We start from the raw sequence: 20,113 nt of genomic DNA on the forward strand, positions 1-20,113 counted from the left end.
CGAGCATCCGCCGCAGCGCACGTTGCCCTATATGATGCCCTGGTCGAAGAGCTGCCTTCTCGTTGAACGCAACTGGTCCCCCGAACCTTTCCTCGTCATGTCCGAAAGGATGTCGGCCAGGTGTCCCTCGTGTCCGACCGCGATAAGGTTTTGTTCGATCTCGCCGATGTCGAACTGCAGGCGGTAGACAAGGTCGCGCTTCATCAGCGGGCAGTTGAGATGTTTCTTGTAAAGGAACCCGGCCGTGTGAATCTGAGAACGCGTGGCGATGCGTTCGCATATCTTCGCGACGAATGCGGCCCAGCTTTCGCTGCCCAAGCTCGCCGCCGGAAGCCTGAGATCCCGACAGATCTGGCCATTCATCGCCCCAACATCCCCGCCGTCAATTTCGCTCAGCCGCAGCCTGAGCTTGTCCGGCGTGTAGACGGTGGTAACGGATCTTGCGATCGGCAGGATTGCCGCGGAGAAACCGATTTCCCCTTTTCGGATCGCCCATAGCCGCGAATTCACCGGCAGGTATTGCTTCCAAAAGCGCGCGAATTCGGAACTTGCAACGATCCTATGCCCCACGGAGAAGCAAAAGGACTGCATGTGGTAGCCATGTTCCCGGTTTTCGAACGAACCGACGATGTCGGCTTCCGCGCCTGCCAACTCCCTGAACAGCGGAGTGAGCCCGTTGCTGAAGAAGTACACGCTGTCATTCAGGTAGAGCAGGCGCGTTGACCCGGTATTTTCGAGCAGGTGAAGTGTCGCATCCCGAAAACCGCCAAAGTCGAGGCCGGCATTGTCGCGAACGATGAGCTTCGAACAGCGTTGCTTGAGATCGGCCAGTCGCTCGGCGTCCAGGCCGTGATTGACCACCAGGACGACGTTCGCCTGGGCCTCGTCCAACGATGCCAGTGCATTGTCGACATACCATGGCGTCTTGTTGGGCTGCCAGACCAGGAAGATGGCGTACACGCTGCCCGGGTGATGCCGCCTGCCCTGATGAACCTGATATGGCTCGTCCCTGCCGAGGCTTCGATTGAACCTGGACTTGATGACCTCGAATTCGTGGTAGCGGATATTGGCAACACGCTTCTTGAGGGACCGCAGAAGTCGCAATTTCGGCATTCCGATCCCGATCTGGTGTTGCTTTGGCGGCCGGACACCGGCAGACGCAATGGAATGCCTGCCGAGGCGCGGCGCTCTGGACCGTTTTCTTGACGCCGAGCGCTTCCGATATTAGGCAGGCTTTCTGTCGGTTGGTAGGTCAACTCCGATCCAGCCACAATGAAATCCCTCGCGGAGGAGCGGAGACGACCGTCCATGCTCGAACGGCGCGACACTTACGACGCCCTCTATCGCGATTTCCGCTGGCAGATTCCGCAAAAGCTCAACATCGGCACCGCTGTTTCAGACCGCTGGGCAGCCGTCGACCCTGACCGAACGGCGCTGCTCGACTACCGCATCGACGGTGCAGCCGAAGAGCTTTCTTTCGGCGAGCTTTCGCGCCGCTCCAACGCATTCGCCAATTCCTTGCGGGCCAGGGGCGTACGCCGCGGCGACCGGGTGGCGCTGCTGTTGCCGCAAAGCTTCGAGACGGCGATCGCCCATGTCGCGATCTACAAGCTCGGCGCGATCGTCGTGCCGCTGGCCTTGCTGTTCGGCGTCGAGGCGCTCGAATACCGGCTGCAGACAGCTGGCGTCAGGGCGATCGTCACCAACGAGGCAGGTTTCGCAAAGGTCAGCCAGGTCAGCGGCCGGCTGCCCGAGCTCGAAGCGATCGTCGTTGTCAGCGGCGGCGACGTCGACGATTTCCATCGCCTGCTCGCCGCGCATTCGCCTGACTTTACAGCCGAGGACACTGGCCCAGACGATCCGGCGATGATGATCTTCACTTCCGGCACGACGGGCCCGCCGAAGGGCGCGCTGCACGGCCACCGAGTCCTGCTCGGCCATCTCCCCGGTATCCAGATTGCGCAGGAGTTCATGCCGCAGTCGGGCGACCTGTTGTGGACCCCGGCCGACTGGGCCTGGGCCGGCGGCCTGCTCAACCTGCTGCTGCCCGGGCTCTATTTCGGCCTGCCGGTGGTCGCTGCCCGCTTCGACAAGTTCGCACCCGAGGCCGCACTGCTGCTGATGGAAAAGATGGCGGTGCGCAACGCCTTCATCCCGCCGACGGCGCTGCGCATGCTCAAGGTCGTGCCCGACATCGGCAAGCGCTTCCGGCTCAGCCTGCGCAGTGTCGGCTCCGCCGGCGAGTCGCTTGGGCGCGAAACCTACGATTGGGCCACAGCCGAGCTCGGGCTTGTCGTCAACGAGTTCTACGGCCAGACCGAATGCAATGCGGTGCTCGCCTCCTGCGCCGGCCTCGGCATCAGCAAGGGTGGGGCCATCGGCAAGGCGGTACCAGGCCATCGCGTCGCCATCATCGACGGCGACGGCCGCCGCGTGCCGCCGGGCGTGTCGGGCCAGATTGCCATTGCCCGGCCGAACCCTGTCATGTTCCTCGAATATTGGCAGAGCCCCGAGGCGACCCAGAAGAAGTTCATCGGCGAGTGGATGACGACGGGCGATCAGGGCATCGAGGACGAGGACGGCTACGTCTCCTTCTTCGGTCGCGACGACGACGTCATCACCTCGGCCGGCTTCCGCATCGGCCCCGGCGAGATAGAGGACTGCCTGACAGGCCACCCGGCGGTGGCGCTTGCAGCCGCCGTCGGCAAGCCCGACGCGCTGCGCACCGAGATCGTCAAAGCCTATGTCGTGCTCAAGGATGGGCTTGTGGGCGATGCGGCACTCGCCGACGAGATCAAGCTCTGGGTGCGCGAGCGCCTGTCGGCACATGAATATCCGCGCGAGGTCGAGTTCGTCGATTCCATGCCGCTGACCACCACCGGCAAGGTCATTCGCCGCATCTTCCGCGACCGGGCAAAGCGCGAGACGAAGACAAGCTGAGCTTGATCCGGAGCCTTCTAGCGCTTCTTGAGCAGGCTGCGCACGCGGTCGCGCAGCCTGACGGCGAGCTTGCGTGTCTCGCGGTACAGGTGCAACTGCGAGGCCGCCTGCCGTGTAACGCGGTCGGCGTCCGGCGTCAGCCCGACGACGAAGGTGCCCATCGGTTTGCGCTCGCTCCACATCTTGCCGACCAGCGGATGGTCGGGCACGGCGCAGCTGTCGGTCATCATGATGTTGGGGTCGTCGAGGTGATGTCCGGTCACCGCCATCATCAGCAACGCGCCCGGTGAATAAGCCGACAGCGTCTCGTCATAGGCGGTCTTCCAGGTGTAGGCGACGCCGGCCTCGACGAAGACGACAAGGCTGGCGATGGTGCGGCCGTCGAGCGTCAGTGAATGGATGCGGCACATGTCCTGTTCCGACATGCGGTGCACCGCCTCGCGGGCGAAGGCGGCGCGGTAGCGGTCGATCGCCATGGCGGTGCGCTGGCGTCCCTTCCAGCCGGAAGCTTCCAGCGTCAGGAACTGTTCGATGGCGTGGCGAACGTCGTCCTGGGTGCGGGCAACCTTGTGCTCGACGACGCCCTGATCAGCGAGTCGGCGGCCCAGCCGGCGGAATTCCTTGTAGTGGCGGCTGCCGAGCGCCTCCTTGAGATAGTCTTCGCCCTCGGCGTCGCTTTCGAGGAAGGGCCGTTCGAACTGACCGGTCACCACCAGCGGCAGGTTACGCGATTCGGCCGTTGCGCTCAGCATCCGCGCCACGGCGCCGTCGAGGCGCATGTCGGGCATGACGAACACTTTCGGCAGCTTGAGATGCGGCCGTGCCAGCATGGCGAAGAAGTCGGCGATCACCCCTTCAGGATCGTCGCGGTCGAGCAGCGGCGTGCCAAGCGGGCCAAACGGGCTCGACCATGTCCGCATGACAGGTATGCCCAGCGGCACCGCCGGCCTCTCCACCGAATAGGGCACCAGCAGCCGCAGCCGGCTGCGATACTCGGTACCGTCGCGGATCACAGCGAGGCGCACCTCGCGGTCCTCGAGCCGCGGCATGGCGGGCGCCAGGAAACGCGGGTTGAAAAAGACGTTGGGCTCGATTGTGCGGGCGCAGAGATGGTCGAGCTCCTCGACGAGGTCGAAGCCGGCCGAGGCCGGATAGATCGCCAGCCTGCGCAGCGGTCTTTCGGCCGATGTCAGTTCGAGATGGGCTGCTTCGGCGGCGTCGGTCGGCACGCCGGCAATGCCGGCGATCAGCGAGCCCGCCGGGCCGCCACTTGTTTCCTCGAGAAGCGGTATGGCTGCCATCAGGCGTTCTCTACCGTGCGTTTCGTGGGAATGAACAGGACCATGACGATACCGAGTTTGCGCCAGACGGTGAAAGACAGGGCGGTGGCCTCGAAGATCATCGCCGCCGAGGTGGCGATCGCCGCGCCCCACAGTCCGAGCGTCGGGATCAGCAGCACGTTGAGGCCGATGTTGAGTGCGAGCGTCGCGGCATAAACCATGGCACAGACATTCTGGTGACCACTCATCGTCAAGAGGCTCTCGCATGGGCCTACCGCCGAACGCGCGACGACGGCTGAAACCAGCAGGAACAGCAGCGGGTAACCATCGCTGAAGCCGGGGCCGAACATGGCGAGCAGCGGCTCGCCGAGCAGCAGCACCACGATGCCCATCGCCAGTGACGGCCAGAACGTCCACGACACCGTCTCGCGGGCAAAGCCGTCGAGCTTTTCGGTGTCGCCATGGGCGATCCGCGCATAGCGCTGGGCGACGCCCGCCTTGACCGCGAAATAGACGAAATGCACCAGCGCCAACGTCTTCACGGTGGCGAAATAGACCGCCACCTTGTCCGGCTCCATGTAGGCGCCGACCATCAGCACGTCGGCGTTGGTGAGCAGGAAGAAGAAGCTCTCGACCAGGAAGATCGGCAGCGAGATCTTCAGCCAGTAGCCGAGCCGGTAGTTGCGCGGGCCAGCGGGGATGCGCCTGTCGGCGCGTGAGGTGATGCGGACGAGCTGGCTGAGCGTCGTCACATAGGTGGCGAGGATGGAGGCCATGACCGCGGTCTCGGCCGTCGGCGCAAAGCCTGTGGCGACGGCTCCGGCCATGAACACCAGGATCAGCACCGGCCGTGTGATGTAGGTCGGCACAAGCGCGGCGAAGGCCCAGGAATTGGCCCGGGCGACGCCTTGCAGCACGTCTGACAAGGCCAGCATTGGCAGGCAGATCATCCCGAGGAAGAACGGCACGATATAGTAGCTCTCGATCCGGCCGGAAAATGCCCAGACGCCGGCCATGCCAAGTGCTGCGATGATTGTCGAGGCGATGATCACCAACAGGCGGCTCGCCACCAACACGCCGCGCAGATCGTCCAGAAGGCCCTTTTCACGGTATTCGGACATGAAGCGGATGATCGAGGTGTGGAAGCCGAAGCAGGACAGCGAGCCGACGATGATCATCGTCACCCACACCAGGACGAAGATGCCGTATTCGAAGCTGCCCATCCAGCGCGCCAGCAGCACCTGGCTGACGAAGGCTATGGCAGCACTGACGATGCGCACGGCGAACGCAAACAGCGACATGCGGCCGGCCTCGCCGCGCTCGTCGCTGCTGAACAGGACTGCGTCGACGCGGCGCAACAGCGGCATGATGCGCGAGGCGATCTGCCCCGGCAGCCACCGTTCGGCCGTCATCGCTGCGGAAAAACGCAACTTGATACACTCCATCTTCCGCGATTTCGCTCACAGCATGTAGCCGATAGCGATTAAGAAACGGTTGGGTGGACCAGACAACCGGGAGGAGAGGGGCGGCATGATCTCAGACGACGAACGCAAATCGATGCTGCGGGCGCATTCGATCGGCCCGAAGATGATCAGCTATCTCCAGGACATCGGCATCACGCGTCTCGATGATCTCAAGGGTGCCGATCCGCTTGAGATCGTGATGCGCATCGACATATCAGTCGGGCGCAAGCACATGAACAGCCTGGGCGTGGCGGCGCTGCGCAACCTCATCGAACTGGCGAACACCAAGGCTTGATCGGGAAGCCGGGCGCGTGGGGTTGACTGGCTCGCTTGTCGGAGCCATCTAGGCGCGTGGGCAGTTTAACCAACGGACTGCGCCGCATGAACCCAAGGAAACAACCATGAACAGCGACAGTCATAGTCGATCGACCAAGCCGTCGACGCCGACCGAAGGGACTGATCGCGGTTGATCGCTCCCCCGGGTCGCCGCCGATGGCTTTCGGCGCGACTGAAGGGGTGAGAAATGAGCTATCCCACCATCATCGAAGAGCTGCGCGACGACGCAGTCATCCGCGACAACGCGGCCATCGCTTCGCGTCTTGCGGAGGAAACCGCACCCGACGTCGTCGAGGTGCTCAACACCTGCGATATTGGGCAAACCGCCCAACTGCTTGAGTTGATGCCGGTGGAGCGGGCTGTCGAAGTGCTCGACCAGCCGGCATTCGACCACGCGGCCGAACTGCTTTCGATTCTGCCGGGGCATACGGCCGCGCGCCTGCTTGCGGGCATGTCGGCCGACCGTGCCGCCGATGCGCTGCGCGAGATCGATCCCGGCGTACGGGCCGAATTGCTGACCGGCCTCGACGGCGAAACGCGCGCGGCGCTGGAACGGCTTCTGGCCTATCCGGAAGGCTGCGTCGGCGCCATGATGACCACGGAGTTCGTCTCGGTGCCGTCCAATTGGACGGTGGCCGAGGTACTTCGCCACGTGCGGGCGGTCGAGAACACGCGCGAAACCGTCTATGCCGTGTTCGTTGTCGATCCGTTGCGGCAAACCCTTGTCCATGCGGTGCCGCTGCGGCGCGTCATTTCGGCTGATCCGAGAGCTTCTATCCTGTCAGCCGTTCCGAAGCGCCGGCTGATCAAGACGTCCGCGCTGGCGCCGCGTGAGGAGGCCGTGCGCCTGATTGCCAAATACGACCTGCTGGCGGTACCGGTTGTCGACAGCAGGAACCACCTCATCGGCATCGTCACCGTCGACGACGTCATCGACACCATGGTCAAGCGCGACACTGAGCAGGTTCATCGCATGGGCGGCATGGAGGCGCTGGACGAGCACTATATGGACATCGGCTTCCTCAGGATGATCCGAAAGCGGGCCGGCTGGCTGAGCGTGCTGTTCCTGTCCGAAATGCTGACGGCTTCTGCCATGCAGAGTTTCGAGGGCGAGCTCGAAAAGGCCATCGTGCTGACGCTGTTCATTCCGCTGATCATGAGCTCGGGCGGCAATTCCGGCAGCCAGGCAAGCTCGCTGCTGATCCGGGCACTGGCGCTGCACGAAGTGCGCCTGGGCGATTGGTGGAAGGTGGCGTTGCGCGAGTTGCCGGCCGGCCTCACGCTGGGCTCGATCCTTGGCGTCATCGGCATGGTGCGCATCGTCACCTGGCAGATGCTCGGCTTCTACGACTACGGTCCGCACTGGCAGCTGGTCTCCCTGACCATCGGCGCCACGCTTGTCGGCATCGTGACCTTCGGCTCGATGACCGGCTCGATGCTGCCGTTTGTGCTGAAGCGACTTGGTTTCGACCCGGCGACTGCCTCGGCGCCGTTCGTCGCGACGCTGGTCGATGTCACCGGATTGGTGATCTATTTCAGCATCGCGCTGGTGATCCTCCACGGCACGCTGCTGTAAGCCAAAGCACAAACGAAAACGGCGGCCCGCTGGGCCGCCGTTTTCGTTTTCCGATCAACTCAGGCGAAGCTGCCGTGGCAGTGCTTGTACTTCTTGCCCGAGCCGCAAGGGCAGGCTTCGTTGCGGCCGACGCGACCCCAGGTCGACTGGTCGTTGGGGTTGCGGTCTTCGGCGGCGACAACGCGGCTGTCCTCGAGCACGGCAACCGAGCCCTCGCCGAAATCGTCCTCGCCGGTGGTGCCGTCGATGTGGTGGCCGTGCATTTCGGGCGCTTCCGGTGGCGGCGCATCCGCTGCCTGGCGCACCAACTCGACGCGCATCAGCTGCGCGGTCACGGCCTGGCGCAAATTACCGAGCATCGCCTGGAACAGTTCGAAGGCCTCGCCCTTGTACTCGTTCAGCGGGTCGCGCTGGGCGTAGCCGCGGAAGCCGACGACCGAACGCAGGTGGTCGAGATTGACCAGATGCTCGCGCCAGAGATGGTCGATGGTCTGCAGCACCACGGAGCGCTCGACATAGGTCATCACTTCGGGACCGAAGCGTTCGGCGCGGTCGGCCGCTGCCTTGTCGGCTTCGGCGGTGATGCGGTCGCGCACTTCCTCTTCGGCAATGCCTTCTTCCTTGGCCCACTCTTCGATCGGCAGGTCGAGGTTGAGGTACTGGATCACGCCTTCCTTGAGGCCTGCGACATCCCACTGTTCGGCATAGGCGTTTTCGGGAATGTGCTTGGCGACGAGATCCTCGATTACGTCATGGCGCATCTCGGCGACAGTATCGGTCAGGCTGGTCGCATCCATCAGCTCGATGCGCTGCTCGAACACCACCTTGCGCTGGTCGTTCGACACGTCGTCATATTTGAGCAGGTTCTTGCGGATGTCGAAGTTGCGCGCCTCGACTTTCTTCTGCGCCTTTTCCAGCGCCTTGTTGATCCAGGGGTGGACGATGGCCTCGTCTTCCTTGAGGCCGAGCTTGGTCAGCATGCCGTCCATGCGCTCGGAACCGAAGATGCGCATCAGGTCGTCCTGCAGCGACAGGAAGAACTTCGAGCGGCCCGGATCGCCCTGGCGGCCGGAGCGGCCACGCAGCTGGTTGTCGATACGGCGGCTTTCATGGCGTTCGGTGGCCAGCACGTAGAGGCCACCGGCAGCCAGCGCCTTTTCCTTGAGACGGGCGACGTCCTCGCGGATCGCCTTTTCCCTGGCGTCGCGCTCAGGGCCGGCCGGCATGTCGGCCAGTTCCTCGGCAATGCGCATGTCGGCGTTGCCGCCGAGCTGGATGTCGGTGCCGCGGCCGGCCATGTTGGTGGCAATGGTGATCGAACCCGGCTTGCCGGCCTGGGCGACGATCGAGGCCTCGCGCTCGTGGTGACGGGCGTTCAGGACCTCGAAGTCCTTGAAGCCGTCCTTGCGCAGGCGCTCGGCCAGCTGCTCGGATTTCTCGATCGAGGTCGTGCCGACCAGCGTCGGCTGGCCCTTGGCGTTGGCTTCCTTGATCTCGCGGACAATCGCCTTGTACTTCTCCTCGACCGTCCGGTAGACCTCGTCGTCCTCATCGATACGGCTGACGGGCAGGTTGGTTGGAACCTCGGTGACGTCGAGATTGTAGATGTTGCCGAACTCTTCGGCTTCCGTCAGCGCCGTACCGGTCATGCCGGCGAGCTTTTCATACATGCGGAAGTAGTTCTGGAAGGTAACCGAGGCCAGCGTCTGGTTTTCCGGCTGGATCGCCACGTGTTCCTTGGCTTCCAGCGCCTGGTGCAGGCCTTCCGAGAAGCGGCGGCCGGGCATCATGCGGCCGGTGAACTCGTCGATGATGACGATTTCATTGTCCTTGACGATGTAGTCCTTGTCCTTCTGGAAAAGGCGATGCGCCTTGAGCGCATTGTTGACGTGGTGGACCATGGCCACGTTTTCGACGTCGTAGAGCGACTCACCCTTGAGCAGGCCTGCCTCGCGCAGCAGGTTCTCCATCTTCTCGGTGCCTTCTTCAGTGAAGATGGCGGTCTTCTGCTTCTCGTCGACTTCATAGTCGGACGGAACCATCTGCTGCATGAAGGCATCGACGGTGTTGTACATTTCCGAACGGTCCTCGAGCGGACCGGAAATGATCAGCGGCGTGCGGGCCTCGTCGACCAGGATCGAGTCGACTTCGTCGACGATCGCGAAGAAGTGACCGCGCTGCACCATCTGGGCGCGCTCATACTTCATGTTGTCGCGCAGATAGTCGAAGCCGAGTTCGTTGTTGGTGGCGTAGGTGATGTCGCAGGCATAGGCCGCGCGGCGCTCTTCGTCGGACAGGCCGTGCACGATGATGCCGACCGACAGGCCGAGGAACTTGTAGAGACGGCCCATCCATTCGGCGTCGCGGCGGGCCAGGTAGTCGTTGACGGTAACGACATGCACGCCCTTGCCGGTCAGGGCATTGAGGTAGACGGGCAGGGTGGCGACCAGCGTCTTGCCTTCGCCGGTGCGCATCTCGGCTATGCCGCGGCCGTGCAGAACCATGCCGCCGATCATCTGGACGTCGAAGGGACGCATGCCGAGCGCGCGCTTGGCGCCTTCGCGCACCGTGGCGAAGGCCGGGACGAGGAGGTCGTCAAGCGAGGCGCCGTTGGCGATGTCCTTGCGGAACTGCTCGGTCCGCGCCCGAAGCTGGTCGTCGGTCAGCGCCTGCAGTTCATTTTCCATTGCAGCGATCGCTTCCACCCGGGGCCGGGTCGACTTGACTCGGCGGTCGTTGGAGGAACCGAAAATCTTACGGGCGAGACCGCCGAGACTGACCATCAAGTGGTCCTTTCAATTCGAATGAAGCCGACTGTCCGCCGGCCAAGCCTGCCGAGGAACATAGGCTGGCAGACTCAACACGAAAAGCGCCCGGAAAAACCCTTCTGGACGCGAAGACGATGGACAGATAAGAGGGGGCACAACTTATGTCAACGTTGCAGAGAGCCTGCCGGAGACGCCAAATTCCGCCACATTCAGGTTGATTTGGAAGTGCGGTCATCACCCCACCGGAGAGTTTAGATGTCTTTTTCGTTCCGTAGCGCCTCGCTTGCCCGCGTCGGGCTTGCCGCCGGGCTTGTGGCGCTGTCGTCGCTGCCGCTGGTTGCACAGGAAACAGCGCCTGCACCCCAGGTCGCTGCCCCTGCAGCCGCTGCCGTCGATCCGAACGCGATCGTGGCGACGATCAATGGCGAGAACGTCACTGAAGCCGACATCACCTTGGCCGAGCAGGACCTTGGCCAGCAGTTCGGCAACCTGCCGCCGGAGCAGCGCCGTGCTGCTGCCTTGTCGTCGATCATCGAAATCCGCCTGATGGCCGCCCAGGCCGTCGAAAAGGGTCTCGACAAGGACGCCGACTTCCAGCGCCGCGTCGCCTTCCTCGACCAGCGCGCCCTGCATGGCGAACTGGTGGAGAAGGAAGTCGCCGGCAAGATCACCGACGACGAGATCCGCGCCCGCTACGACAAGGAAATCGCGGCCCAGAAGCCGGTCAACGAGGTCCATGCCCGCCATATCCTGGTCAAGACCAAGGAAGAGGCCGACGCGATCATCAAGAAGCTCGAAGGCGGCGAAGACTTCCAGAAGCTCGCCAACGAAAACACCACCGACCCGTCCGGCAAGACCTCGGGCGGCGATCTCGGCTTCTTCGGCCCTGGCCAGATGGTGCCGGAATTCGAGAAGGCGGCACTCGCCCTTGAAGTTGGCGCCTATTCCAAGGAGCCGGTGCAGACGCAGTTCGGCTGGCACATCATCAAGGTCGAGGACAAGCGCACCCAGCAGCCGCCGGCATTCGAGACCGTCAAGGACCAGGTCCGCTCGCTGCTGATCCGCGAGAAATACATCGAGTTGGTCAAGCAGGTTCGCGGCGCCGGCAAGGTCGAGATCACCGATCCGGCGCTGAAGAAGGCCATCGACGCCATAGACGCGTCGAAGTAATTTTCTCACCAGAGACAACAAAGGGGCGGTACCTACGGTGCCGCCCTCTTTGTTTGCGTGCGCCATTTCGCCGCCGTGAAGCGGTCAGCGATAGCGGGTCGAAGCCTTGAATGCGACCGGGTCGGCGGCCGCCAGCGCGCCGACGAACTCAGGCACGCGGACCGCCAGCATCATCAGCCACAGCAGCGGCCGGTCGGATGGCCGGCAGAACTGGTCGCCCACCGCATCGATGGTCCGGTGATTTTCCCGAAACGATGCCATCACTGCGCTGACCGCCAGCCCCAGCCGCGAGCGATCGCGGCGTTTGCGCAGTTTCATCAACGCAAACTGGTATCCTTTGTTACGCCGGACGTCCCAGATGAAGCCGAGGCCGTCATAGGCGTGGATGGAGACGGCGCGCGGGTCCACCGCAAATTCCACGTTGTCCTCGTTCATCGCGTCTTGCCTGATGTGGGCGCTGACGAACGGTCCTTGTCCAGGCCGAAAACGATAACGCTCGAGCAGTGCGTGCCGGTAGATCGCACCGTTGCTGGAGACGTGGATCACCTTGCCACGGCGGTCGCGGCACTCGATGAAGCCGCGGTCGAGCAGTGACATCACCCGCTTCATCATGCTGCCGTCGCCATAGGAGGTTCGCCCCGACACCGCTGCGACGGTGGGGTTGTCGTCGAGGGTCTTGTGCAGCGTGGCCATCCATCCTGGCTGCGGCAGGCAATCGGCCTCGACGACCGCGATCAGCGGCTGGTGGCAGTAGGGCAGGGCCGCATCCTTGAGCTGGGAGGATTCGTCACTGTCGTGGGTGACGAGGACGACCGATGGTTCGCCCGGACCAGAGCTGTACGAAAAAGTGCTTTCCGCAGGCAGCATGACGATGATTTCAGCCGGCACCCCCGCTCGGTCGTACAGATAGGCCTGGAGCGACTGGCGTAGCTCGCCATCGCCGTCGGCCGACAGATAGTCGGAAACCACGATCAGGCTTATCGGCAATACCGCCGGCTTCATGTCGTCCATGGTCGCTTACCTCCTGACGGCGATGCCATGCACGATATGCCTGATAGCCCGCCTTAGCATAGCCTCGTCCTCGTCGAGCCGTCCGGTCAGGAGATGCACCCAGGCGTAGGACGAAACCATGTCGGCGACCTGGCTGGGGTCGACATCGGCGGCCACCTCGCCACGGGCCTTGGCCCGCTCGATCAGCTTGCCGGTATGGGCGCGGCGCCCGGCAGAGTATTCGGCCAGCGCCTCGGCGGCGGCTGGGTCCTGCTGCGCCTCGGCGACCAGCGAGCGGAAGATGTCGCCGGCCGGCGTGTCGCGCCACTGCGCAAACAGGCTTCTGGCGAAGATGAACAGGTCTTCCTCGATGCCGCCGGTGTCCGGGTAAGTGATGTCGCGCTTCTGGCGCTGATAGACCTCGAGCAAAAGCGCGGTCTTGCTCGGCCACCAGCGGTAGATCGTCGGCTTGCCGGCGCGGGCCCGACGCGCCACCGCCTCGATGGAGAAGCCGGAATAGCCGTTCTCGATCAGCACCGCCTCGGCCGCCTCGAGGATGGCTTCCGCACTTTCCAGGCTGCGTTTGGCGCCGATCGATTTGCGCGCGGCTTCGGCTTCAATGCTCATTCCGGTCTCCATTGCTGGATTATCTCTACACCACCTCTTGACGAAACGAAACGGCCCGTTTTATATAACGAAACGTTTCGTTCCGATGGAGTTGAAGATGACTGCCTCCCAAACCCGCTTTTCCCGCCCGCGTTTCGCCCTGATGGTCCTGCTCGGGGTCTATCCGCTGATCACCGCACTGCTCTACATCATCATGCCTCTGACCGACGGCTGGACGATCTGGCAGCGCACGCTGCTGATTGCGCCGCTGATGGTATCAGTGATGATCTGGGGCTTGATCCCCATGGTTCAGCGCGTCTTCCGCGGTTTCCTCAATCCGGTCGTCGGCTGAGGCTGGCCCACATCTTCGTGAGGTGAAAACGCCTTGCGAAGCCTCGCGCTATCGGGCAAACGGTGCCAACTTCAACCGTTTCCCGAGCCCGCAGAGGTTCCTTCATGTCGACTGCCGTTTCCCCGCTCGCCCCCAAGAAGTACCCCAAGATGCCTGCCATCGAGGGCGTGCGCATCGCCACAGCCGAAGCCGGGATCAAGTACAAGGGTCGCACCGACGTGCTGGCCATGGTGTTCGATGAGGGCACGGCGGCCGCCGGCGTGTTCACACGGTCCAAGTGCCCCTCGGCCCCGGTCGATTTCTGTCGCCAGAACCTCACCGGTGGCAAGGCACGCGTCCTGATCGTCAACTCCGGTAACGCCAATGCCTTCACCGGCAAGAAGGGCCGCGAGACCACGACGTTGACCGGCGAGGCGGCGTCCAAGGCCGCCGACTGCAAGTCGAGCGAAGTGTTCCTGGCATCCACCGGCGTCATCGGCGAGCCGCTCGACGCCGGCAAATTTAGCCACTTGCTGTCAGGTATGGTCAAGGATGCCCGGCCCGACCAGTGGACCGAAGCCGCCAAGGCGATCATGACCACCGACACCTATCCCAAGGTGGTTACCGCGACCGTCAAGCTCGGCGACACCGACGTCACCATCAATGGTATCGCCAAGGGCGCCGGCATGATTGCACCCGACATGGCGACAATGCTGTCCTTCGTTGCCACCGATGCACCCATTGCGGCCGACGTGCTGCAGGACATGCTTTCGCGCGGCACCGCCAAGACCTTCAATGCCGTCACCGTCGACAGCGACACCTCGACCTCCGACACGCTGATGCTATTTGCCACCGGGGCCGCAGCCAAGCGCGGCGCGCCCAAGATCACCGACCCCAAGGATGCGCGCCTCGGCGCCTTCCGCCGCGCGCTCAACAAGATGCTGAAGACGCTGGCGCTGCAGGTCGTGCGTGACGGTGAAGGCGCGCGCAAGCAGGTCGAAGTTACTGTCACCGGTGCCAAGTCGGCGCGCTCGGCCAAGCGCATCGCGCTTTCGATCGCCAACTCGCCGCTGGTCAAGACCGCGGTTGCCGGTGAGGACGCCAACTGGGGCCGCGTCGTCATGGCCGTCGGCAAGGCCGGCGAGCCCGCCGACCGCGATCTCCTGTCGATCTGGTTTGGCGACAATCGCCTCGCCCACAATGGCGAGCGCGATCCGGGCTATTCGGAAGCGGCGACCTCGGCCTATATGAAGGGCGACAACATCGTCATCCGCGCCGACATCGGCCTTGGCCGTGGCAAGGCAACGGTGTGGACCTGCGACCTGACCAAGGAATATGTCGCCATCAACGGCGACTACCGGAGCTGACGTGAACCAGAACCGCCCGTCGCACGAGCTTGCGATTGTCCGCCGCTACGAGGCGGCGGGTTTTCGCGCATGGCCGGCGGCGGCCGTTCATTACGACGGCACTTGGCTTGTCCGGTTGACGGCGGGCCATCCGGCCAAGCGGCTCAATTCGGTCAATCCGCTTGATCCGGCCGACATCCGCAACATTCCTGACCGCATCGCCCGCGCCAGCCGCCGCTTCGAGGCCTATGGCCGGCCGCTCACCTTTCGCATGTCGCCCTTGTCGGGGCCGGCGATCGCCGCCCATCTCGACCGCGAGGGCTGGAGCACGTTTTCGGAATCGATGGTGATGCGGCTGTCGCTCGACGACGGCGTCGTCGAGCATGCGATGGACCAGATCCCGCTCAAGGACATCGGCCGCTTCGTCAGCGCTTCCATGGTGGTGCACGGGCTAGACGCATCGCTCAGGCCCGGCCTGTCCGAGATCATCGGCGCCATTCAGCCGGAAGCCGGCATGTTCGTGCTCGAGCAGGACGAGCAGCCGGTGACGGCGGCGATCTGCGTCCACGACACCGACCTTGCCGGCCTGTTCGAGATCGCCACCACCGAGGCCGAACGCGGCAAGGGTTTTGGCCGCAGGCTGATCCTGTCGGCGCTGAAATGGGCACGCCTGCGTGGCGCGCGCCAGGCGTGGCTGCAGGTCGAGGCTGACAATGCGGGCGCCATCCGCCTGTACGAGAAAATGGGCTTCAAGGAAGTCTATCGCTACCACTACCGCCGCCCGCCGGAGGCCTGACTTGACCCATCAGGGAAAACGCCTGCTTCTGGTGGCCGCCTGCGCGCTCGTCGACGCCGATGGTCGCGTGCTTCTGGCCCAGCGTCCCGAAGGCAAGTCGCTTGCCGGCCTGTGGGAATTCCCCGGCGGCAAGGTCGAGCAGGGCGAAACGCCGGAAGAAACCCTCATTCGCGAGCTGCGCGAGGAGATCGGCATCGAGACCAAGACGGCGTGCTTGGCACCGCTGACCTTCGCCAGCCACACCTATGACGACTTTCATCTGCTGATGCCGCTCTATGTCTGCCGCCGCTTCTGGGGCATTCCGGAGCCGAAGGAAGGCCAGACCCTTAAATGGGTGCGGCCCAAGCAGATGCGCGACTACCCCATGCCGCCTGCCGACGAGCCGCTAATTCCGTTCCTCATCGACCTGCTTTGATGGGCATGTCTGCCAGCGTTAAGCCAAAGTTTATCCAATCGTGAAAAATTGAATGGCCGCCGCCCGCCTCGGCTGCGCATCGACACGGCTTTTCGCGAGGGACGTTGCCAATGCAAGCTGACAACGAGTGGGACCTCATCCGCCCAGAGCGATCGTCCCCGACTGCGAGGGCGCGGGCCGGCATCCTGCGCGTCTCGCTGCTGTTCGGCCTTATCGCGATAGCCCTGACCCTGTTCGCCACGCCGTTCCTGGAAGACAGGGCGCGTCCAATCCTCGGCCAGTTGCGCCTTGACGGGCTCGACTACACCGCCACAGGATCGGTCAGCCGCACCAACACCTACACGCTACGCCGTTCGGTGCTGCAGGAAACGCCGCAGTCGGTGTGTGTCATTCATCCGCACGGCGAGCATACCGGCGACTGCTGACGATACCCGCTTATCGCTTCACCGCCTGTTAAGCGTGCGCCGTTAACCTTTCTTAAGACGTCGGCGTTATGGTCGGTCAACAATGACGGGTGGACGCGACCGATGATCAGGCGATTTCTCAGGAACGAAAGAGGCGCTACGGCGATCGAATACAGCCTGATCGCGACGCTCATCGCCCTGGGGATCATCGGCGGCCTGGGCCAGTTCGGCACAGCCCTTCAGCTCTACTGGGAAAACATCGGCACCAAGGTCGCCGTGCACTAGAGGTTTCCGCTTTTCTTCGATTTGCGAGATCCCTCTATCTCTTTGTTTTTACTCAATTTCGGACGGAAAGCCGCCGTACATTTTTCATGGAATTGTAACCGCTATTGCTTGCCGTCCTCGCCAAGCACCTTTGTCAGCGACACCTGCGCCGAACCCGGCTTGAGCGGCTTCTGCTGCGAGGCATCAGGCGCCCAGCCTGACAACCAGACGAACGAAAAGCTCGCCCGCACCCTTCCATCAGGATCGGAGAAGCGCTCGGCGTAGATCTCGGCCGCGCGCTGGAACAGCCGGCGTGTCGCAGGTCTCCGTGACCGGTCGGCAAGCGCGCTGGTCGCCCCCATCGCGCGCAGGTCCTGCATCAGCCCGAACATCGTGTCGTAGCGCACCGTCACCGTCTCGACATCGGCGACCGGCAAGGCAAAGCCTGCCCGCTGCAGCAGCCCGCCGGCATCGCGTACGTCGGTGAAGGGGATAACGCGCGGGCTGGCGCCGCCCGAAAGCTCCGTCTCGGCGGCGAGCAGGCTTTCGCGCAGTTCGACGAGCGTGCCGGCACCAGCAAGCACGCCGAGGAACAGCCCGTCCGGCTTCAGTGCGCGGCGGATCTGGATCAGCTGGCCGGGGATGTCGTTGGCTTCCTGCAGCGCCAGAAGCGATACGGCGATGTCGATGCTCGCCGGATCCAGCGCGATCGTCTCGGGATCCGACACGACGCCCGGTCCGCCGCCGAGAAAGGCCCTGTCGGCTTCGACGCGAAGCAATTCGTCGACCTTGCCGCTGGCAGCCAGAACCGCGGTTGCCGCCGGGCTGACCGAGAAGATCGCTGCGCCGCGCGTGAACTTGCGCTCGACCGTCGAGAGACGTTCGCCGAGGTCTTCAGCCGCGCGAGCCATCAGGAAGTCGGCGCCTGGTGTAGCTTGCGCCAGGGCTCGGCGCCGGTGCGCGATCACGAGGCTGGCGTCGAAAATGGCTTGCACGTCGAGATGTCCTTTTTTGCCGGGTTTCTGCTATGGTCGCCCGACCCGAACCTGTCGTGGCCGATCCTATGGCTGAGATCAAGAGCCTAGCATTGTCAGTTGCCGCTTGGCCGGCGCGGATGCTGTTCCCGCCTGTCTGCGCCGGTTGCCGCCGCCAGGTCACGCAACCCGGTGCCTTGTGCGGTGCCTGCTGGCCGCAATTGCGCTTCCTCGAAAAGCCCTGGTGCGAGGTGATGGGCACGCCGTTCAGCCATGATTTCGGCACCGGCTTCCTGTCCGCCGAGGCGATCGCCAACCCGCCGCCCTTTAGCAGGGCCCGCGCCGCCGTCGCCTATACCGGCATCGCCCGGCGCATGGTCCAGGGCCTCAAGTTCCACGACCGCACCGACCTCGCGCCGTGGATGGCGCGCTGGATGCTGCGAGCGGGCGCCGAGCTCATTGCCGATGCTGAGGTCGTCGTGCCCGTGCCCTTGCACTGGCGGCGTTTCTTCTGGCGCCAGTACAACCAGTCGGCGGAACTCGCCCGTGCCATAGCGTCGCTCTCCGGCCTGCCGTTTGCGCCGATGGCGGTGCGCCGCACCAAGCGCACGCGCCAGCAGATCGGCCTTGGCCAGCGCGAGCGAGAGGACAATGTGCGTGCGGCCTTCCTGGTCCCGCCCGAAGCCGAGATCGACGTCAGAGGCAGACGGGTGCTGGTGGTCGACGACGTCTACACGACAGGCGCCACTGTCGCGGCGGTGACACGTGCGCTCAGGAAAGGCGGCGCCGGCGCCGTCGACGTGCTGACTTTCGCCAGGGTTTTGCCGGGGGACTTCCGGCCCGACGATACGGACACTATATAGTCGACCAAGGACAACGGATTTTCGTCATGGTCGATGTGACTATCTATACGCGCATGATGTGTGGCTACTGTACTGCGGCCAAGCGCCTTCTCGAGCGCAAGGGCGTTGCATTCACCGAGCATGACGCTAGCTTCTCGCCCGAGCTTCGGCAGGAAATGATCACCCGCGCCAATGGCCGTGCGACCTTCCCGCAGATTTTCATTGGCAACACCCATGTCGGCGGTTGCGACGACCTGCATGACCTAGACGCGCAAGGCAGGCTCGACCAGCTTCTTGCCGCCGGCGCATAGACCCGAGGACGGACAATGGCGATTTTCAAGGCGGCAGCGGTGCAGATGCGTTCGGGCAAGGAGCCGGAGCGCAATGCACTCGATTTCGAGGCACTGGTGCGCGAGGCTGCCGGTCTCGGCGCCACTTATGTGCAGACGCCCGAAATGACCGGCGCCATCGTCGGCGACAAGGATGCGCGCGCCGCGGCCTTCACCTCCGAGGATCGCGACCTGATCGTCGCCTTGGGCCGCAAACTTGCAGCCGAGCTTGGCATCCATCTGCATGTCGGCTCGACCGCGATCGTGCGCGCCGATGGCAAGCTCGCCAACCGCGCCTACCTGTTCGGCCCCGACGGCGGCGCGCTTGCCACCTACGACAAGATCCACATGTTTGACGTCGACCTCGACAATGGCGAAAGCTGGCGCGAATCTTCGGCCTATGAGCCGGGCACCGAAGCCATCGTTGCCGACACGTCGCTGGCAAAGATCGGCTTTGCCATCTGCTACGACCTGCGGTTCCCGCAACTTTTCCGCGCCGAGGCGCTGGCTGGTGCCGAGCTGCTCACCGTTCCCGCCGCCTTCACGCGCCAGACCGGCCTTGCCCATTGGCATCCGCTGCTGCGGGCGCGCGCCATCGAAAACGGCGCCTTCGTCATCGCCTCCGCCCAGGGCGGCAAGCATGAGGACGGCCGGGAGACCTTCGGCCATTCGCTGATCATCGATCCGTGGGGCCGCATCCTGGCCGAAGCCGACCATGACGAGCCGGGCGTCATCATCGCCGAGATCGACACCCAGCATTCGGCCGACGCACGCAAGAAGATCCCCAATCTCAAGAACGCTCGCGAATTCGGCGTCGCGCTTCGCGCGGGCCAGGGAGCGCTCCGGGGAGCCGCATCTTGATCCGCTTTTCGCTGCATTGCGACCACGCGCATGACTTCGAGGGCTGGTTCCGCAGCAACGACGACTTCGAGACCCAGCGCAAGCGCGGTTTCGTCTCCTGCCCGGAATGCGGCTCGCAAAAGGTCGAAAAGGCGCTGATGGCGCCGGCCGTCTCGACCTCGCGCAAGCAGGAAAAGGTGGCGCTCGCCATGGGAGAGCAGCAGCGCAAGATGATGGCCGCCCTCAAGGACCTGTCCGAGAAGGTTCGCGAGAATGCCGAGAATGTCGGCGACAAGTTCGCCGAGGAGGCGCGCAAGATCCATTTTGGCGAGACCGAAGCCCGCGGCATCTACGGCGCCGCCACGCTCGACGAGGCCAAGGGCCTTGCCGAAGACGGCATCGAATTCATGCCGCTTCCGGTGTTCCCCGAAGACCGGAACTGA

At 63.9% G+C, this 20,113-nt stretch carries 21 protein-coding genes; 14 read left to right on the forward strand and 7 right to left on the reverse strand.

Going from position 1 to position 20,113, the window contains the following annotated elements:
- Positions 1-27: 27 nt before the first annotated feature.
- Positions 28-1,113: a rhamnan synthesis F family protein gene (locus tag N7E70_RS08290; RefSeq protein ID WP_263006043.1), complete on the reverse strand. Its 1,086-nt coding sequence runs from the start codon at positions 1,111-1,113 to the stop codon at positions 28-30.
- 195 nt (positions 1,114-1,308) lie between these two features.
- Here N7E70_RS08290 and N7E70_RS08295 point away from each other — a divergent pair, with 195 nt between their 5' ends.
- A complete protein-coding gene (locus tag N7E70_RS08295) occupies positions 1,309-2,940 on the forward strand; it encodes an AMP-binding protein (RefSeq protein WP_263006044.1) in 1,632 nt (543 codons plus the stop codon).
- A 17-nt stretch (positions 2,941-2,957) separates the two neighbouring features.
- Here the strand turns inward: N7E70_RS08295 and N7E70_RS08300 are convergent, their stop codons facing one another.
- Positions 2,958-4,241, reverse strand: a complete 1,284-nt coding sequence (locus N7E70_RS08300) for a GNAT family N-acetyltransferase (protein ID WP_263006045.1) — start codon at positions 4,239-4,241, stop codon at positions 2,958-2,960.
- On the reverse strand, positions 4,241-5,500 hold the full coding sequence (locus N7E70_RS08305) for a lipopolysaccharide biosynthesis protein (RefSeq protein WP_371818653.1): 1,260 nt from the start codon (positions 5,498-5,500) through the stop codon (positions 4,241-4,243). Before N7E70_RS08305 ends, N7E70_RS08300 begins: the two co-directional genes overlap by 1 nt.
- 250 nt (positions 5,501-5,750) lie before the next feature.
- Here N7E70_RS08305 and N7E70_RS08310 point away from each other — a divergent pair, with 250 nt between their 5' ends.
- A complete protein-coding gene (locus tag N7E70_RS08310; protein ID WP_154386149.1) occupies positions 5,751-5,978 on the forward strand; it encodes a hypothetical protein in 228 nt (75 codons plus the stop codon).
- A 228-nt stretch (positions 5,979-6,206) separates the two neighbouring features.
- Positions 6,207-7,595 carry a magnesium transporter gene (gene mgtE / locus N7E70_RS08315; RefSeq protein ID WP_263006046.1) on the forward strand — a complete coding sequence of 463 codons (1,389 nt, stop codon included), beginning with the start codon at positions 6,207-6,209 and terminating at the stop codon, positions 7,593-7,595.
- Positions 7,596-7,654: 59 nt separating this feature from the next.
- On the opposite strand, the gene secA is transcribed toward mgtE, so the two are convergent.
- Entirely contained in the window at positions 7,655-10,378 is a 2,724-nt protein-coding gene (gene secA, locus N7E70_RS08320; RefSeq protein WP_067957754.1) for a preprotein translocase subunit SecA, read from the reverse strand.
- Positions 10,379-10,618: 240 nt separating this feature from the next.
- On the opposite strand from secA, the gene N7E70_RS08325 reads away from it, so the two are divergent.
- Positions 10,619-11,533, forward strand: coding sequence for a peptidylprolyl isomerase (locus N7E70_RS08325; protein WP_067957756.1), 915 nt, complete (start codon positions 10,619-10,621; stop codon positions 11,531-11,533).
- 84 nt (positions 11,534-11,617) lie between these two features.
- Here the strand turns inward: N7E70_RS08325 and N7E70_RS08330 are convergent, their stop codons facing one another.
- Together N7E70_RS08330 and N7E70_RS08335 are read right to left on the reverse strand one after the other, a co-directional pair.
- Entirely contained in the window at positions 11,618-12,544 is a 927-nt protein-coding gene (locus tag N7E70_RS08330) for a hypothetical protein (RefSeq protein WP_182575193.1), read from the reverse strand.
- Positions 12,545-12,550: 6 nt separating this feature from the next.
- A complete protein-coding gene (locus tag N7E70_RS08335; protein WP_067957759.1) occupies positions 12,551-13,150 on the reverse strand; it encodes a TetR/AcrR family transcriptional regulator in 600 nt (199 codons plus the stop codon).
- Between the two features lie 97 nt (positions 13,151-13,247).
- Here N7E70_RS08335 and N7E70_RS08340 point away from each other — a divergent pair, with 97 nt between their 5' ends.
- The 6 genes from N7E70_RS08340 (at position 13,248) to N7E70_RS08365 (ending at position 16,706) form a co-directional block, all read left to right on the forward strand.
- Entirely contained in the window at positions 13,248-13,481 is a 234-nt protein-coding gene (locus N7E70_RS08340; protein ID WP_246670815.1) for a hypothetical protein, read from the forward strand.
- 104 nt (positions 13,482-13,585) lie between these two features.
- Entirely contained in the window at positions 13,586-14,827 is a 1,242-nt protein-coding gene (argJ, locus tag N7E70_RS08345) for a bifunctional glutamate N-acetyltransferase/amino-acid acetyltransferase ArgJ (protein WP_154386153.1), read from the forward strand.
- Entirely contained in the window at positions 14,796-15,602 is an 807-nt protein-coding gene (locus tag N7E70_RS08350) for a GNAT family N-acetyltransferase (RefSeq protein ID WP_067957768.1), read from the forward strand. Before argJ ends, N7E70_RS08350 begins: the two co-directional genes overlap by 32 nt.
- A gap of 1 nt (position 15,603) precedes the next feature.
- Positions 15,604-16,017: a (deoxy)nucleoside triphosphate pyrophosphohydrolase gene (locus tag N7E70_RS08355; RefSeq protein WP_154386154.1), complete on the forward strand. Its 414-nt coding sequence runs from the start codon at positions 15,604-15,606 to the stop codon at positions 16,015-16,017.
- A gap of 110 nt (positions 16,018-16,127) precedes the next feature.
- Positions 16,128-16,442, forward strand: a complete 315-nt coding sequence (locus tag N7E70_RS08360) for a hypothetical protein (protein ID WP_067957770.1) — start codon at positions 16,128-16,130, stop codon at positions 16,440-16,442.
- Between the two features lie 102 nt (positions 16,443-16,544).
- A complete protein-coding gene (locus tag N7E70_RS08365; RefSeq protein WP_083948485.1) occupies positions 16,545-16,706 on the forward strand; it encodes a Flp family type IVb pilin in 162 nt (53 codons plus the stop codon).
- Between the two features lie 101 nt (positions 16,707-16,807).
- On the opposite strand, the gene N7E70_RS08370 is transcribed toward N7E70_RS08365, so the two are convergent.
- A complete protein-coding gene (locus N7E70_RS08370; RefSeq protein ID WP_182575195.1) occupies positions 16,808-17,680 on the reverse strand; it encodes a methyltransferase domain-containing protein in 873 nt (290 codons plus the stop codon).
- 56 nt (positions 17,681-17,736) lie between these two features.
- Here N7E70_RS08370 and N7E70_RS08375 point away from each other — a divergent pair, with 56 nt between their 5' ends.
- Genes N7E70_RS08375 through N7E70_RS08390 form a run of 4 tightly spaced genes read left to right on the forward strand, consistent with a single transcriptional unit; the run spans position 17,737 to position 20,113 of the window.
- The gene (locus N7E70_RS08375) at positions 17,737-18,522 is read left to right on the forward strand and encodes a ComF family protein (RefSeq protein WP_182575196.1); all 786 of its coding nucleotides are present in this window, start codon (positions 17,737-17,739) and stop codon (positions 18,520-18,522) included.
- Positions 18,523-18,548: 26 nt separating this feature from the next.
- Entirely contained in the window at positions 18,549-18,812 is a 264-nt protein-coding gene (grxC, locus tag N7E70_RS08380) for a glutaredoxin 3 (protein WP_067957776.1), read from the forward strand.
- A 15-nt stretch (positions 18,813-18,827) separates the two neighbouring features.
- Complete coding sequence (locus N7E70_RS08385) at positions 18,828-19,691, forward strand: carbon-nitrogen hydrolase family protein (RefSeq protein ID WP_263006047.1); 864 nt, start codon at positions 18,828-18,830, stop codon at positions 19,689-19,691.
- A complete protein-coding gene (locus N7E70_RS08390) occupies positions 19,688-20,113 on the forward strand; it encodes a DUF1178 family protein (protein ID WP_067957782.1) in 426 nt (141 codons plus the stop codon). Before N7E70_RS08385 ends, N7E70_RS08390 begins: the two co-directional genes overlap by 4 nt.

It is taken from the genome of Aminobacter sp. NyZ550 (assembly GCF_025628925.2).
GTDB lineage: Bacteria > Pseudomonadota > Alphaproteobacteria > Rhizobiales > Rhizobiaceae > Aminobacter > Aminobacter ciceronei.

What these genes read in the sequence shown, in the direction of transcription:
- N7E70_RS08335 (WP_067957759.1), bottom strand. Translation starts at nt 13,150, where the DNA reads ATGAGCATTGAAGCCGAAGCCGCGCGCAAATCGATCGGCGCCAAACGC.
- N7E70_RS08310 (WP_154386149.1), top strand. Translation starts at nt 5,751, where the DNA reads ATGATCTCAGACGACGAACGCAAATCGATGCTGCGGGCGCATTCGATC.
- N7E70_RS08385 (WP_263006047.1), top strand. Translation starts at nt 18,828, where the DNA reads ATGGCGATTTTCAAGGCGGCAGCGGTGCAGATGCGTTCGGGCAAGGAG.
- grxC (WP_067957776.1), top strand. Translation starts at nt 18,549, where the DNA reads ATGGTCGATGTGACTATCTATACGCGCATGATGTGTGGCTACTGTACT.
- N7E70_RS08300 (WP_263006045.1), bottom strand. Translation starts at nt 4,241, where the DNA reads ATGGCAGCCATACCGCTTCTCGAGGAAACAAGTGGCGGCCCGGCGGGC.
- mgtE (WP_263006046.1), top strand. Translation starts at nt 6,207, where the DNA reads ATGAGCTATCCCACCATCATCGAAGAGCTGCGCGACGACGCAGTCATC.
- N7E70_RS08290 (WP_263006043.1), bottom strand. Translation starts at nt 1,113, where the DNA reads ATGCCGAAATTGCGACTTCTGCGGTCCCTCAAGAAGCGTGTTGCCAAT.
- N7E70_RS08325 (WP_067957756.1), top strand. Translation starts at nt 10,619, where the DNA reads ATGTCTTTTTCGTTCCGTAGCGCCTCGCTTGCCCGCGTCGGGCTTGCC.
- N7E70_RS08340 (WP_246670815.1), top strand. Translation starts at nt 13,248, where the DNA reads ATGACTGCCTCCCAAACCCGCTTTTCCCGCCCGCGTTTCGCCCTGATG.
- secA (WP_067957754.1), bottom strand. Translation starts at nt 10,378, where the DNA reads ATGGTCAGTCTCGGCGGTCTCGCCCGTAAGATTTTCGGTTCCTCCAAC.
- N7E70_RS08360 (WP_067957770.1), top strand. Translation starts at nt 16,128, where the DNA reads ATGCAAGCTGACAACGAGTGGGACCTCATCCGCCCAGAGCGATCGTCC.
- N7E70_RS08350 (WP_067957768.1), top strand. Translation starts at nt 14,796, where the DNA reads ATGTCGCCATCAACGGCGACTACCGGAGCTGACGTGAACCAGAACCGC.
- N7E70_RS08295 (WP_263006044.1), top strand. Translation starts at nt 1,309, where the DNA reads ATGCTCGAACGGCGCGACACTTACGACGCCCTCTATCGCGATTTCCGC.
- argJ (WP_154386153.1), top strand. Translation starts at nt 13,586, where the DNA reads ATGTCGACTGCCGTTTCCCCGCTCGCCCCCAAGAAGTACCCCAAGATG.
- N7E70_RS08365 (WP_083948485.1), top strand. Translation starts at nt 16,545, where the DNA reads ATGATCAGGCGATTTCTCAGGAACGAAAGAGGCGCTACGGCGATCGAA.
- N7E70_RS08330 (WP_182575193.1), bottom strand. Translation starts at nt 12,544, where the DNA reads ATGGACGACATGAAGCCGGCGGTATTGCCGATAAGCCTGATCGTGGTT.